At 41.7% G+C, this 14,813-nt stretch carries 12 protein-coding genes; all 12 read right to left on the reverse strand.

Annotation, left to right across the window (positions count from 1 at the left end; translation table 11 throughout):
- Nucleotides 1-148: 148 nt before the first annotated feature.
- The gene (pnp, locus tag J7J00_RS09665) at nucleotides 149-2,266 is read right to left on the reverse strand and encodes a polyribonucleotide nucleotidyltransferase (RefSeq protein WP_214790209.1); all 2,118 of its coding nucleotides are present in this window, start codon (nucleotides 2,264-2,266) and stop codon (nucleotides 149-151) included.
- Between the two features lie 318 nt (nucleotides 2,267-2,584).
- Nucleotides 2,585-2,854 (reverse strand): 30S ribosomal protein S15, encoded by a 270-nt coding sequence (rpsO, locus tag J7J00_RS09670; protein WP_053345367.1) that lies wholly within the window; start codon nucleotides 2,852-2,854, stop codon nucleotides 2,585-2,587.
- Nucleotides 2,855-2,989: 135 nt separating this feature from the next.
- On the reverse strand, nucleotides 2,990-3,940 hold the full coding sequence (gene ribF, locus J7J00_RS09675) for a bifunctional riboflavin kinase/FAD synthetase (protein WP_214790211.1): 951 nt from the start codon (nucleotides 3,938-3,940) through the stop codon (nucleotides 2,990-2,992).
- Nucleotides 3,941-3,973: 33 nt separating this feature from the next.
- A complete protein-coding gene (gene truB, locus J7J00_RS09680; protein ID WP_214790213.1) occupies nucleotides 3,974-4,894 on the reverse strand; it encodes a tRNA pseudouridine(55) synthase TruB in 921 nt (306 codons plus the stop codon).
- Nucleotides 4,895-5,058: 164 nt separating this feature from the next.
- Nucleotides 5,059-5,427 (reverse strand): 30S ribosome-binding factor RbfA, encoded by a 369-nt coding sequence (gene rbfA, locus J7J00_RS09685; protein WP_034313607.1) that lies wholly within the window; start codon nucleotides 5,425-5,427, stop codon nucleotides 5,059-5,061.
- Nucleotides 5,428-5,444: 17 nt separating this feature from the next.
- On the reverse strand, nucleotides 5,445-5,726 hold the full coding sequence (locus J7J00_RS09690) for a DUF503 domain-containing protein (protein WP_214790215.1): 282 nt from the start codon (nucleotides 5,724-5,726) through the stop codon (nucleotides 5,445-5,447).
- On the reverse strand, nucleotides 5,723-7,879 hold the full coding sequence (infB, locus tag J7J00_RS09695; protein WP_214790217.1) for a translation initiation factor IF-2: 2,157 nt from the start codon (nucleotides 7,877-7,879) through the stop codon (nucleotides 5,723-5,725). The genes J7J00_RS09690 and infB overlap by 4 nt, the downstream gene beginning before the upstream one ends.
- Nucleotides 7,880-7,898: 19 nt before the next feature.
- Nucleotides 7,899-8,204, reverse strand: a complete 306-nt coding sequence (locus tag J7J00_RS09700) for a YlxQ family RNA-binding protein (protein WP_061144653.1) — start codon at nucleotides 8,202-8,204, stop codon at nucleotides 7,899-7,901.
- Nucleotides 8,205-8,208: 4 nt separating this feature from the next.
- Entirely contained in the window at nucleotides 8,209-8,484 is a 276-nt protein-coding gene (gene rnpM / locus J7J00_RS09705) for an RNase P modulator RnpM (protein ID WP_061462443.1), read from the reverse strand.
- Between the two features lie 16 nt (nucleotides 8,485-8,500).
- On the reverse strand, nucleotides 8,501-9,631 hold the full coding sequence (gene nusA / locus J7J00_RS09710; RefSeq protein WP_214790219.1) for a transcription termination factor NusA: 1,131 nt from the start codon (nucleotides 9,629-9,631) through the stop codon (nucleotides 8,501-8,503).
- A gap of 43 nt (nucleotides 9,632-9,674) precedes the next feature.
- On the reverse strand, nucleotides 9,675-10,148 hold the full coding sequence (rimP, locus tag J7J00_RS09715; RefSeq protein ID WP_214790221.1) for a ribosome maturation factor RimP: 474 nt from the start codon (nucleotides 10,146-10,148) through the stop codon (nucleotides 9,675-9,677).
- A 193-nt stretch (nucleotides 10,149-10,341) separates the two neighbouring features.
- On the reverse strand, nucleotides 10,342-14,664 hold the full coding sequence (locus J7J00_RS09720) for a PolC-type DNA polymerase III (protein WP_214790223.1): 4,323 nt from the start codon (nucleotides 14,662-14,664) through the stop codon (nucleotides 10,342-10,344).
- Between the last annotated feature and the right edge of the window lie 149 nt (nucleotides 14,665-14,813).

Genomic DNA, 14,813 nt, shown 5'->3' on the forward strand with positions numbered 1-14,813 from the left:
CCCTTCATACCAAAATGTATGAAGAAAACGGACAAGGTAGAACATGACATGCTTATAACGCCATTCGCAATATGGATATTCCAATACTTTCAAATAAAAAAAGCATGCAGATTCACAAGGAATCGCATGCCGGATTTTTCATTTTCCATTACGATTGAGAAGGGTTAGCTGCCTCTTTTTGCTCTTTCAAGACCGCTTTACGGGAAAGGTTTACCCTTCCTTGCTTATCGATCTCAGTAACTTTGACCAATAATTCATCGCCAAGTGAAACGACATCTTCCACTTTTCCGACTCTTTCTTCAGCCAGTTCAGAAATATGTACCAAACCGTCTTTACCATTGAAGATTTCAACGAAGGCACCGAACTTTTCGATACGTTTAACTTTACCTAAGTATAGTTCGCCCACTACGACTTCACGTACGATATCCTCAATGATTTTCTTCGCTTTTTGAATCATTGGTTCATCAGTAGAAGAAATGAATACCGTTCCATCCTGTTCGATGTCGATTTTCACGCCAGTTTCTTCAATGATTTTGTTGATATGTTTTCCGCTCGGTCCAATTACATCACGGATCTTATCCGGATTTATGGACATTGTAACGATTTTTGGAGCATATTTGGATAACTGCTCACGCGGTTGATTGATTGTTGACATCATTGATTCCAAAATATGCATCCGGCCATGTTTGGCTTGTAGTAAAGCTTCTTCAAGAATCTCTCTTGAAAGACCCTCAATCTTAATATCCATTTGTAGGGCAGTAACACCTTTTGAAGTCCCTGCGACTTTAAAGTCCATGTCTCCCAGATGATCTTCCATACCTTGAATATCCGTTAAGATTGTATAGTGCTCACCTGTTTTGACAAGACCCATCGCAATACCGGCAACTGGAGCTTTCAATGGAACACCGGCATCCATCATTGCCAAAGTGCTTGCACAGATACTTGCTTGTGATGTTGAACCGTTTGATTCAAGGACTTCAGAAACAAGTCTGATTGTATATGGGAAGTCTTTATCGTTTGGAATGACAGGCTCCAATGCTCTTTCACCAAGTGCACCATGACCGATTTCACGGCGTCCTGCACCACGGATAGGGCCAGTTTCACCAACACTGAAATGCGGGAAATTATAATGGTGCATAAAACGTTTTGACTCTTCGGTACCAAGTCCGTCCAGAATCTGCACATCACCAAGAGCACCTAATGTACAGATGGATAGCGCTTGGGTTTGTCCGCGCGTGAACAATCCGGAACCATGAGTACGGGGCAGAATGGTAACTTCTGATGATAATGGTCTGATTTCGTCAGGATTACGGCCATCCGGACGCACTTTTTCTTCCGTGATTAAACGGCGGACTTCGGATTTGACCAATTTATTCAGGATTTCTTTGATTTGTTTTAATTTTTCTTCATCAGTTTCTTCTTCATAATGAACCAACACACGATCTTTTACTGCTTTGATTGCGTCTTCACGAGCATGTTTTTCCTGAACTTGTACAGCTTTGTTCAAGTCTGCTTCACATAGGCCTTTCACTTCTGCTTCCAGTTCAGCATCCACTTGATATAAAGTGACCTGCATTTTTTCCTTGCCGATTTCAGCAACGATTTTCTCTTGGAATGCAATGATCTTCTTGATTTCATCATGTCCAAACATGATTGCCTCAAGCATGGTTTCCTCTGGCACTTCATTTGCTCCGGCTTCAACCATGTTGATAGCATCTTTAGTGCCGGCAACCGTCAGATTGATGTCACTTTTGGCTAGTTGGTCAACAGTAGGGTTAATAATGAATTCATTATTGATTCTCCCCACTAAAACTCCAGCAATTGGACCTTCGAACGGAATATCGGAAACTGAAAGTGCAAGGGAAGAACCTAGCATAGCTGCCATTTCCGTAGAACAATCTTGATCGACACTCATGACCATGCTGATGATCTGAACATCGTTCCTGAAACCATCTGCGAAAAGCGGACGGATAGGACGATCGATTAAACGGCTTGCAAGAATTGCCCTTTCACTTGGTCGTCCTTCACGTTTGATGAAGCCTCCCGGAATTTTACCGACTGCATAAAGTCTTTCTTCATAGTTCACTGTCAAAGGGAAGAAGTCGACATTTCTAGGTTCCTTTGAAGCTGTCGCAGTACTTAATACAGCAGTTTCTCCATAACGGACTAAAACTGCCCCGTTCGCTTGTTTGGCTAATTGCCCTATCTCTACCGTTACATTACGGCCGGCCCAGTCAAATGAATACGTATGTTTTTCCTGTCCCATTTATTAAACCCCTCTCTGAATCTTCACTTAGAGGCTTAGTTACCTAAACCTGTATTGGATTAAATCATTTATATGTGAAAGTAACTGAACTCGAGTTAAAACCAAACTATTCCTATTATGCACGAAAAAAACAAGCATTAACAGTAAAATGAATAAAAATTTCATTCATTTGATTATGTATATCCTGATCATTTATAAATGGAAAAGGACCCGGCTCCTGCCGAGTCCCAAGGACGAAGGCCCAGCCTTAAGTAGAACACGTCCAAATCATTTGATTAACATCAAAAAAGCGGGAAATTTCCCGCCTTCCTGAAAAAATTATCTACGTAGACCTAATTTGTTAATTAGTGTACGGTAACGAGTAACGTCTTTGTTACGTAGGTAAGTTAAAAGATTACGACGTTTACCTACCATTTTTAGAAGACCGCGACGTGAATGGTGATCTTTTTTGTGTGTGCGTAAGTGACCGTTCAAGTTGTTGATTTCTTCTGTTAATACTGCGATTTGAACTTCTGGAGATCCAGTGTCAGTATCGTGAGTTCTGAACTCAGCGATAAGTTCGTTTTTGCGTACTTGTGTAATTGCCATGTTATTATTCCTCCTAAAATTCTGTAAAATCACCTATTACCGAGCCAGCGTCGGAGTCTCGACTAGCCAAGCAATGGTTATTTTCATACATACAATAGAATACATGTTTTTTATTAAAATTGCAAGTCTTGTCTTTTATGCTTCAAGCTTTGCAAAATAGGCTATTGCATTTTGCTTATCTGTTTCGATCTGAGCGACCAATGCTTCAAGTCCGGAAAATTTTTGTTCACTCCGAAGTCTTGTATGCCACTCCACCGATACCTGGTTGCCATAAATATCTCCCGAGAACTCCAATGCATGAACCTCTACAGTGGGATACTTAGGTTTTTCTTCGTGGAACGTAGGTTTGTAGCCGACATTGCAAACTCCATTATACCATTTACCGCTTATTTTGATCCTGACAGCGTATACGCCTGCAGCAGGGAAGATATAATCGTCACTTACTTCAATATTAGCGGTGGGGAAACCCAGCTTCCTGCCCCGCTTTTCACCATGAACGACATGGCCTTTCGTTAAATAGCGGCGGCCAGCCAAATGATGAAAGTCGGAAAAGTTGCCATTACCGAGAGTTTCCCTGATTCTCGTCGAGCTAACCTTTTCATCTTCGAGTGTCTGTTTTTCAACGACTGTCTGCGAAAACCTTCCTTGTGCGTAAACAGGCAAATCTTCCATCGATCCTTGACCATAGCGACCGTATGAATAATCAAAGCCTGCAACTACGTGACGGACATTCAGCCCGGCAATGTATTCGTCAACGAACCGTTCCGGCAGTACGGAAGCAAATTCCTTGCTGAAATGGACAATGAATAAATAATCGATTTCCATCGACTCTATGATATCCACCTTATCTTCAAGTGGAGTGATATAGCGGATATTTTCCGTTTTCCTACCCAGTACTGCAGAAGGATGCGGGTCAAATGTCATGACTGCTGACTTAAGATTCATTTCATCGGCTTTTTTCTTGGCGGTTTGAATAACAATCTGATGACCTTTATGTATACCATCAAAAAATCCAAGCGCCATTACAAGCTCGGGAAAATCATCCGAATTAAATTGATGAGGATGCTCTATTGCGATCACTTTCACCTTTCAATCTCCTCTTTCCGGCGGTAAAACGGTCTATAATTCTTGTGCCAATACTTTTACAGGTTTAATTAATCCCACTTTTGTCGGATGTATTTGATAAATGGCAATGGCCTTATCAGCTGGATCGACCATCACAAAAGGCTTCCCTTTTTCAATATCAACATCCTTTGTTTGTTCCAATACCGCACCGTTAAGTACTTTCTTTGCTACTTTATCACTAATCTGAAATTTGGGCAAATGAAATAATCCCCGCTCCAAAGGCAACAGAAATTCATCCGTTTGTCCACTTTCCATGAACTCTTCCACTTCAGCAAATGTAAAACAGTCCTCCTGCTTAAAACCTGCTGATTCAATACGCGTCAAGTCTGACATATGGGCAGGAAAACCCAGTTCTTCACCCATCATGACTGCAAGCGTCCGAATATACGTTCCTTTGCTGCATTTGACGCGAAAACGAAAAGAAATGGTATCCCCTTTAAATTCAGAACGATCATCGAGAAGGGTAATTCCATAGATGGTGACCTCCCTTGTAGGCCTCTCCACTTCTATCCCTGCACGGGCATATTCATATAACTTCTTCCCGTTTACTTTTACCGCTGAAAACATCGGCGGCGTCTGTTCAATTTTTCCAGTCAATGATTCCAGCACTTCAAGAATCCGTTTACGCTGAATCACTTGATCAATCTTTTTCTCATCCACTTTTTCACCGCTTGCGTCTTCAGTTGTCGTTGAAAAACCAAGGGTCACTTCCCCTTCATACGCTTTACCGGCTTCTGTCAAATATTCGGCTATCTTAGTTGCCCTCCCGATACAAATAGGCAAAACCCCTGTTACATCAGGATCTAAAGTACCTGTGTGCCCAACCTTTTTTGTCTTTAAAATCTTTCTTAATTTAAAAACACAATCATGGGATGTCAATCCCTTGGGTTTCCATAATGGAAGAATACCGTTCACGCTTTCACCTCATCATTTATAAAACACCCTAAACTACATAAAGCAAAATGAATTCCAATTTCGAAAGGTGTTTTTCCTTTTTTACATATTCAGTTTTCAAAAAAAAGAGACCGACTTCAAGAAGTGCAAAGCACTTATTGAGTCGGCCTCCTTTTACTGCTTGCTTATTCCTCGTCTTTTTCAGCCGGTTTATCCTCTGAATTGATTTGGGAAATCAACGACTCGATACGATTACCATAATCGACCGATTCATCAAATTCAAAAAACAGCTCAGGGGTTTTGCGCAGGCGGATTCTCTGCCCAATTTCTGAACGCATGAATCCTTTCGCCTTAGCTAGACCTTGAAGGGTTTTCTCCCTTTGTTCCTGGTCACCCAAAACGGAAATATAAACTGTTGCCTGTTGTAAATCGCCTGTAACCGCGACATCCGTCACTGTTACAAATCCGATTCTTGGATCTTTAATTTTTCGGCCGATAATTTCACTCAGCTCTTTTTTCATTTGTTCGCCAACACGATTTGAACGAAGGCTCATAATATCACCTCGATAGCCTAAAGCCAGTCTATATCTGTTATTGTTCGCTCTAGTTCCGGAAAAGAATCTAGAAATTTAAGGGCATTTTGAAGTTCCCGTTCAGTAGCCTTCCTTGAGGATGTTACGGTTACGATAGTAATCTTTGTCCGCTGCCATAATTCCTGAAAATCGGTCTCTGCTACAGAAATATTGAACTTCTGCTTAAGCCGTGTCATTACACGCTGAAGCACTGCCCTTTTTTCTTTCAAAGAATGGGTGTCATGGATGATGCATTCACATTGGACAGAGCCAACGATCATTTACGTTCGATCTCTTCCATTACATACGCTTCAATTACATCGCCTTCTTTAAGGTCGTTGTAATTTTTAATCGTAATACCGCACTCATAGTTCGTTGCCACTTCTTTTACATCATCTTTAAAACGTTTCAATGCATCAATTTCACCTTCGTAAATGACGACACCTTCACGAATTAAGCGAATTCCGCTATCACGTGTAATTTTTCCTTCTGTAACGTAAGAACCGGCAATCATACCTACTTTGGATACTTTGAAAGTCGTACGAACTTCAGCCTGACCGATAATTTTTTCTTCGAATTCAGGGTCAAGCATCCCTTTCATAGCCGACTCGATCTCTTCAATCGCTTTATAGATGATGCGGTGAAGACGGACATCAACACTTTCTGATTCAGCTGCACGCTTCGCATTCACATCAGGACGGACGTTGAATCCGATGACGATTGCGTTCGAAGCTGTAGCAAGGATGATGTCAGACTCTGTAATAGCACCGACGCCAATGTGTATGATTTTCACTTTAGCGCCTTCCACTTCTATTTTATTCAGGGAAGCGGCTACTGCTTCCGCAGAACCTTGAACATCAGCTTTTAGAATGATGTTCAATTCTTTGATTTCCCCTTCTTTCATTTGCTCGAATAATGTATCTAGGGTTACACGGGATTTCTCATTACGTTGTGAAGCAAGTTGTCTCTGTGCACGCACTTCCCCAACTTGACGGGCCGTTTTCTCATCTTCAAAGACGATGAAACGATCGCCTGCTTGTGGCACTTCGTTCAATCCAGTGATTTCAACCGGTGTTGAAGGACCTGCATCCTTAACACGGCGTCCAAGATCGTTGACCATAGCACGAACACGTCCGAATGTATTACCGATAACAATCGGATCACCGATTTTCAACGTTCCGTTTTGAACAAGCAAAGTGGCAACCGATCCGCGCCCTTTATCCAAACGTGCTTCGATAACCGTTCCATTTGCTTTACGAGATGGATTCGCTTTATACTCCTCCACTTCACTGACAAGAAGAATCATTTCAAGCAAGCTATCGATACCCTCACCGTTTTTAGCTGAAATTGGTACGAAAATTGTGTCTCCGCCCCATGCTTCAGAAACTAAACCATGTTCTGTCAATTCTTGCATGACACGGTCCGGATTGGCAGCCTCTTTATCCATCTTATTGACAGCGACGATAATTGGAACTTCTGCAGCTTTGGCATGGTTGATCGCTTCAATCGTTTGAGGCATAACGCCATCATCCGCAGCGACGACAAGAATGGTGATATCGGTAACTTGTGCACCGCGGGCACGCATTGTTGTAAACGCAGCATGACCTGGTGTATCCAAGAAAGTTATTTTCTTATCGTTAACTTTAACTTGATAAGCACCGATATGCTGAGTGATTCCGCCAGCTTCGCCTTCAGTAACTTTTGTATGGCGTATAGAATCAAGCAATGTCGTTTTACCATGGTCAACGTGTCCCATGATCGTCACGACAGCCGGACGTTCAATTAAATCTTCAGAAGCGTCCTCAGTGACAAGTGATTCAAGGTCTGTTAAGTCGACACGAATCTCTTCTTCTGCTACTACACCGTATTCCGTACAAATCAATTCAATTGCATCTTTATCCAAAGTTTGGTTGATTGTTGCCATAACACCAAGCATAAAGAGCTTTTTAATGATTTCAGAAGGTTCACGGTGAAGTTTTTTTCCAAGTTCCATAACCGTCAAAGACTCATAAAACGTAATTTTCTCTGGTAGTTCTCTTTCTTTACGTTTTGTAACAGGAGCCGCCGGCGCTTGTTGTCTTTGTTTATTATTTTTATTCTTATTATTGCGACCGCGGTTAAACTGCCCAGTCGGTTTTTTTGTACCTACAGGTTTAACTGGTGGTTTTTTCTTAAGCTTTTCTTTATTGACTGTACTCTTCTCATCTGCTTCTGCTTCGTATTTTGCAACCGTAGCGTTAGCTTTTGGTTCAGCAGCTTGACTTTTATCTTCGTTTTTAGGTTTGATTGAATCGTTTAATTTATTTACAGTTGAATCGTCTAATGCTGTCATATGGTTTGTTACCTCTATATTCATTTCTTTAAGTTTATTTATTACATCCTTGCTTGAAACGTTCTTTTGTTTTGCATATTCATATACACGCAATTTTGTCATACGTTCACCCCCGTAAAATTTAATCGAGCAGCGTTCGGAGTTTTTGTGCAAAACCTTCATCCAGAACTGCGACGGCAACTCTTGCATCCTTACCTATCGCATGGCCGAGCATTGACCTGCTTTCGACTCTTTTTAAAGGAACCTGATAAAATGCGCACTTATCAGATATTTTTTTTTCAGTGTTTTTTGAAGCGTCCGCGGATAAAATAACAACTTTGGCATTACCGCTTCTAATCTCTTTAACCACTAATTCTTCACCCGAAATTAGCTTGCGTGCTCGATTGGCCAAACCTAATAGAGACATCCATTGTTGTTGTTGGGTCATGTTGTTAGTTTTTCTCCTTATTCACTAATTCAAGCAATTGTTCATAAAGGGAAGAATCGATTTGGGTACTAAGGTGATTAGCCAGCACATTTTTCTTTTTGGCCAGCTCGATAACATCCCGATCAAGAGTCAAATAAGCTCCCCTTCCCGATTTCTTTCCGGTAGGATCAAGGCTGACTTCCCCTTCTTTAGATCGAACGATGCGAATGAGTTCTTTCTTCGGCTTCATTTCGCCTGTTGCCACACATTTACGCATCGGGATTTTTTTTCGGCTATTCATCTTTTTTCACCTCAAATTACTCGTTATCCTCTTCGAAATCTGTTTCCTCTTCAGTACCATAACTATCTCTGCTCAAAAGGAATTCCTGTTCTTCCACCGGATAAATACCAGCTTCGCGGGCTTCCGTTTCACTCTTGATATCAATTTTCCAGCCTGTAAGCTTGGCAGCTAAACGGGCATTTTGTCCACGCTTACCAATTGCCAGGGAAAGTTGATAATCCGGAACGATTACAGTCGTCGCCTTTTCCTCTTCTTTAACAATAACTTCCAGTACTTTTGAAGGGCTTAAAGCATTCGCAACGAAAATGACCGGATTCTCCGACCATTTAACGATATCGATTTTTTCACCTTTCAATTCATTGACGATGGCCTGAACACGCTGTCCTTTTTGGCCTACACAAGAACCGACAGGATCGACTTCTTCGTTATCGGAGTGCACGGAGATTTTTGAACGGTCGCCTGCTTCGCGGGCAACTGACTTAATTTCTACTGTTCCATCAAAAATTTCAGGCACTTCGATTTCGAATAAACGTTTTAAAAGGCCAGGGTGTGAACGGGATACAAAAATTTGCGGACCCTTGGAAGTCTTTTCAACTTTAGTGATGAAAACTTTAATGCGGTCATGAGGTTTATACTGTTCATTCGGCATTTGCTCATTCACCGGGAGCAAAGCTTCGATTTTACCTAGGCTCACATAAATGAATCGGGAATCCTGGCGTTGAACGATGCCAGTCATGATATCCTCTTCACGATCGATGAATTCGGCATAAATGATGCCCCGTTCAGCTTCACGCACTCTTTGAGTGACGACTTGTTTTGCTGTTTGTGCAGCAATACGGCCGAAATCCTTAGGTGTTACTTCCATTTCGACAATATCCTCTAACTGATAGTTGGGATCAATTGCTCTTGCTTCTTCAATAGAAATTTCCAGACGTGAATCGAACACTTCGTCAACAACGTCTTTTCTGGCAAATACACGCATAGTTCCTTTACCAAGATTCAAGTCGATACGTACATTTTGTGCTTGGTTAAAGTTACGGCGATAGGCCGATATAAGGGCAGATTCAATCGCGTCGATCAAAACCTCCCTGGAAATTCCTTTTTCGTTTTCTAAAATATAGAGAGCATCCAATAACTCATTGCCCATGGTGATCCCCCTTACGGATATTTAAATTAATGATTTGCTTGACTTAAGAGAAGGTAATCGCCAATCTCGCTTTGGCTACCTTTTCGAATGGTATGACGATCGTTTTCTTTCTTGTCTTGATTCTGACTTCGATTGTCACTTCTGCACCATCGAAACTGGTTAAGATTCCTTCGAATTCTTTTTCATCTAAAATGGGCTCGTATGTTTTTATGTAAACATTTTTACCGATAGCATTAAGGAAATCCTTCTCTTTTTTCAGAGGCCTTTCAGCTCCGGGTGATGAAACTTCGAGAAAATAATTTTGTGGAATCGGATCAACCTCATCAAGCTTTTCACTGAGTTTTTCACTCACATTTCCGCAATCATCAATATCTACGCCTGTTTCTTTATCAATGTACACTCGAAGGAACCAGCTTTTACCTTCCTTCACATACTCCACTTCGACTAATTCAAGCTGCAATTCTTCAAGAATTGGTAATGCTAATTCCTCTACGACTTCCGTTACCTTTTTACTCATTTGTTTCCTCCATACGTGCGTTGTATGCGCTTGGTTTCGGATTCAAAATTAAATGGTCAATACAACACGAAAGAGTGGGTTTCCCCACTCTTGCCATTGGTTCCTCTTAGTATTTCCAATAAAAATATACCATAATCAAGATATTTATGCAAATATCATGTCTGTTTCTTCCTTTTTGGAATCAGTTTCCTCTTTAAAATAAAGATAACTGATTTTGTTCAGGCAATGACTCCAGACAGCCTTGTTTATCAAGGTATTCAAGGATGGTCTTCGAAACCTTCCCCCGTTGTTGAAGGTCTTCTTTGGAAAGGAATTCACCATTTCCCCGCGCGTTGACGATATTGATCGCCGCATTCGTTCCAAGACCAGGTATCGAATTGAAAGGCGGTATCAAAGTATTTCCTTCAATTAAGAATTGATCTGCACTGGATTTGTACAAGTCCACTTTAGCGAATGAAAATCCGCGTTCACACATTTCCAAAGCAAGTTCAAGAACCGTCAATGTATTCTTTTCCTTTGTGGATGCATCCAATCCCTTTACCATGATTTCTTCCATTTTTGATTTGATCGCTTGCGGTCCCCGTGTCATGGCGTCGATTTCAAAATCATCGGCACGTACTGTGAAATAGGCAGCATAATACAATAAAGGCAGATGCACTTTAAAATAGGCAATCCGGACAGCCATTAAGACATAAGCTGCAGCATGGGCTTTCGGGAACATGTATTTAATCTTCTTACATGAATCGATATACCATTCCGGCACCTCATTTTTCCTCATTTCCTCTTCGAATTCCTCCGAGAGCCCTTTCCCTTTACGTACAGATTCCATGATTTTAAACGCTAGGGAAGGATCTAGACCTTGGTATATCAGATAGACCATAATATCATCCCGGCAGCCTATAACCTCACTTAGTGTACATATGCGGTTATGGATCAGTTCCTGTGCATTGCTCAGCCATACATCCGTACCGTGGGAAAGCCCTGAAATCTGAACAAGTTCGGAAAATGTCGTTGGTTTCGTATCTTCAAGCATCTGCCGGACAAAACGCGTACCAAATTCCGGAATGCCAAGCGTACCCGTTTTACACATGATCTGTTCTTCGGTGACTCCTAAAGATTCAGTACTGCTGAATATTTTCATTACTTCTGGATCATCGGTGGGAACGGTCTTTGGATCGATGCCACTTAAATCTTGAAGCATCCGGATTACAGTCGGATCATCGTGACCAAGTATATCAAGTTTCAAAATATTATCGTGAATGGAATGGAAATCAAAGTGAGTTGTTTTCCACTCAGAATTCCTGTCATCCGCAGGGAACTGAATTGGTGTGAAATCATAGATATCCATATAATCCGGAACAACGATGATTCCGCCCGGGTGCTGTCCAGTCGTCCTTTTCACACCAGTACAACCGGCAACAAGGCGATCAGTCTCGGCTCCACGCATATGGATGTTATTATCAGAGGAATACCCTTTTACATATCCATAAGCCGTTTTTTCAGCGACCGTACCAATCGTTCCGGCACGATATACATATTCTTCACCGAATAAGACCTTCGTATAGTTATGGGCCTTCGGCTGATATTCACCAGAGAAGTTCAAGTCAATATCCGGAACCTTATCCCCTTTAAATCCAAGGAAAGTTTCAAACGGGATATCATGCCCGTCTTTTGTATAAGCAATGCCACAATCGGGACAGTCTTTATCTGGCAGGTCAAACCCGGAACCTACAGAACCGTCATTGAAGAATTCAGATTTCTTGCACTCCGGACATACATAATGCGGCGGAAGCGGATTTACCTCTGTAATTTCAGTCATGGTGGCAACGAAGGATGATCCAACCGATCCCCTTGAGCCAACTAGATAACCATCATTCAAGGATTTTTTAACAAGTTTGTGAGAAATTAAATAAATAACGGCAAAACCGTGGCCAATGATGCTTTTCAATTCTTTCTCAAGACGGGCTTCCACGATTTCCGGCAGGTTCTCTCCATAAATCTTCCTTGCCATGCCATAACTCATTTCACGCATCTCATCTTCTGCACCTTCAATTTTAGGTGTGTATAACTCATCCTTGATTGGCTTGATTTCTTCAATCATATCAGCGATTTTATTCGTGTTGGTTACCACGACCTCTTTGGCTTTCTCAGAACCGAGGAAGGAGAATTCCCGTAGCATTTCATCAGTTGTCCGAAAATGTACGTCAGGAAGCTTATGACGATTCAGCGGATTTGCGCCACCTTGTGAATTCACAAGGATTTTACGGTAAATTTTATCATTCGGATCCAAATAATGCACATTTCCCGTGGCTACGACTGGCTTATCCAATTTTTCACCAAGCTTGACGATATTAGAGATGATCGTTTCTAATGATTTATCATCCCGTACATATTCAAGCTCAATCAAATGCTGATACACTTCCTTCGGATGGATTTCAAGATAATCGTAGAATTCGGCGATATCGACGACTTCCTCAAAACCCTTCTGCATCATCCCTTCAAAAACTTCCCCTTTATCGCATCCCGATCCGACCAAGATTCCTTCACGATACTTTTTAAGTTGTGAGCGTGGCAGTCGGGGCACACGATAGAAATAATCGATGTGTGATATTGAAACTAATTTGAAAAGGTTTTTTAAGCCAGCCTGTGTTTGCGCGATCAGCGTACAATGGGACGGCCGGGAACGCTGATAAGCATTTCCTTTACCCATATTGTCATTAAGTTGATCATGATGGGTAATCTCCTTTTCCATTGCATCCTTTAGCATCTTCAGCATAAGGTAACCTGTAGCTTCGGCGTCATAAATGGCCCTATGATGCTGGGTCAAATCAATGTCGAACTTTTTACATAATGTATTTAACCGGTGATTTTTAAACTCCGGATATAAGAAACGGGCAAGTTCCAATGTATCAAGAACAGGATTGGAAGCTTTAGGATAACCCAGGTTTTTATAGCCTATATTCAAAAACCCCATATCGAAGGCTGCGTTGTGGGCAACCAGAATCGCATCGCCCGCCCATTCCTTGAACTTTTCTAGTACTTCCGAGACTTCCGGAGCATTTTCTACAAGATCATCAGTGATTCCAGTCAATTCTATCGTCGTATTGGAAAGTGGGTGATGCGGATTCGCAAATGACTCGAATCGATCAATGATGTCACCGTCACGAATTTTCACTGCAGCAAATTCAATGATCGTATCATAAACGGCTGACAGGCCTGTCGTCTCTACGTCAAATACAACATAGGTGGCATCTGCCAAAGCGATATGCGCCTCATTATAAACAATGGGTACACCATCATTTACAAGATTCACTTCGACACCATAAAGGATTTTGATACCATTCTTTTTCCCGGCACTATAAGCTTCAGGGAATGATTGTGCTCCCGCATGATCTGTAATGGCCACGGCCTTATGCCCCCACTTTGCAGCCTGGGCAACAAGTGCAGAAGTAGGTGTCACTGCATCCATCTGGCTCATTGGGGTATGCATATGCAGTTCTACACGCTTTTCCCCTTCTGGAGCCTTATCCTGCCGTCCTTGTTTAGATATTTCATTTATATCATTTGCGATCATTACAAGGTCACGTACGAATGTATCATTTTGGATGCTGCCTTGGGCACGTACCCACATCCCTTTTTTCACTCGGGCAAGTATGGCAGCATCTTCTTTATCACGCGAAAACATTTTGACCAATATCGAGCTCGTATAATCAGTGACTTTAAAAGTCAACAGGCTTCGTCCGCTGCGTAACTCACGAACTTCTGCATCAAATACGAAGCCTTCGATAGCAATCCTGCGCTCTTCATCAATAATTTGTTCGATTCTGCGGAAATCAGCATCCTCTTTAATCGTATAGCCAATTTTAACCGGTCCGTCGTAGACGGCATCGTCGCCGCCTTTTTCCGATTCTTTTTTCTGCATTTCCACTAGGGCAGCAAGTCCCTTTTCTGCGTCTTCCTTTTGTTTCTCTTCTAAAAACTTCTGGTAATCAGGATTCGAAACCGTTTCCTTCACTTCCGCTTCAAGTGTCAACGGAGGAAAACCGAATGTTTGGTAGATATTCGAAATGATGCCGGAGTATTTTCGTTTCAACTGACCAGCCTCCGTATCATTTCGGGCGCTAACGATAAGCTTATATCCATTCACCGTTGGCACTTGTTCATTTAGAAGTGATAACAGTGCCGGAGACATGCCTTCAAGCTCGCCGATGCAGTTTTTCCAATACTCTTTTACCAATTGTTCCGTCACTTGCGGATTAGCTACATTCAAGTTGAATGTGACCTTCGCAATATGGGAAAACGTACTTGCTAGATGAGTAGCGAGTCTTGTATGAACACTGCAAGGAATTAATGCAGGTATATTAAAAGCAAAATGCCATGTTTTGGACTCCCTCTCGATTGAGAGCTTATCAATTTCGGCACCTATGAAATAATTCACAAAGGCATCCTCAGTCAAGTCCATTTGCTGGAGCAAGAGTTGAAATCTCTCTCTACCGCTATTTGGATTTTGATCCATTCCCTCTCTCCCCTATCTACTATCTCTTATTTTCACTATCATTTTCTTTTGATACCAGAGGCTATTATAACATATCATGAGTGTTTCACTAGTATCCAAATCCATGAAAAGGAAAGGCATCATCCAAGTGAATGATGCCTAATTCCGCT

This window comes from Bacillus sp. ISL-4, from assembly GCF_018613275.1.
Lineage (GTDB): Bacteria > Bacillota > Bacilli > Bacillales > DSM-1321 > Peribacillus > Peribacillus simplex_E.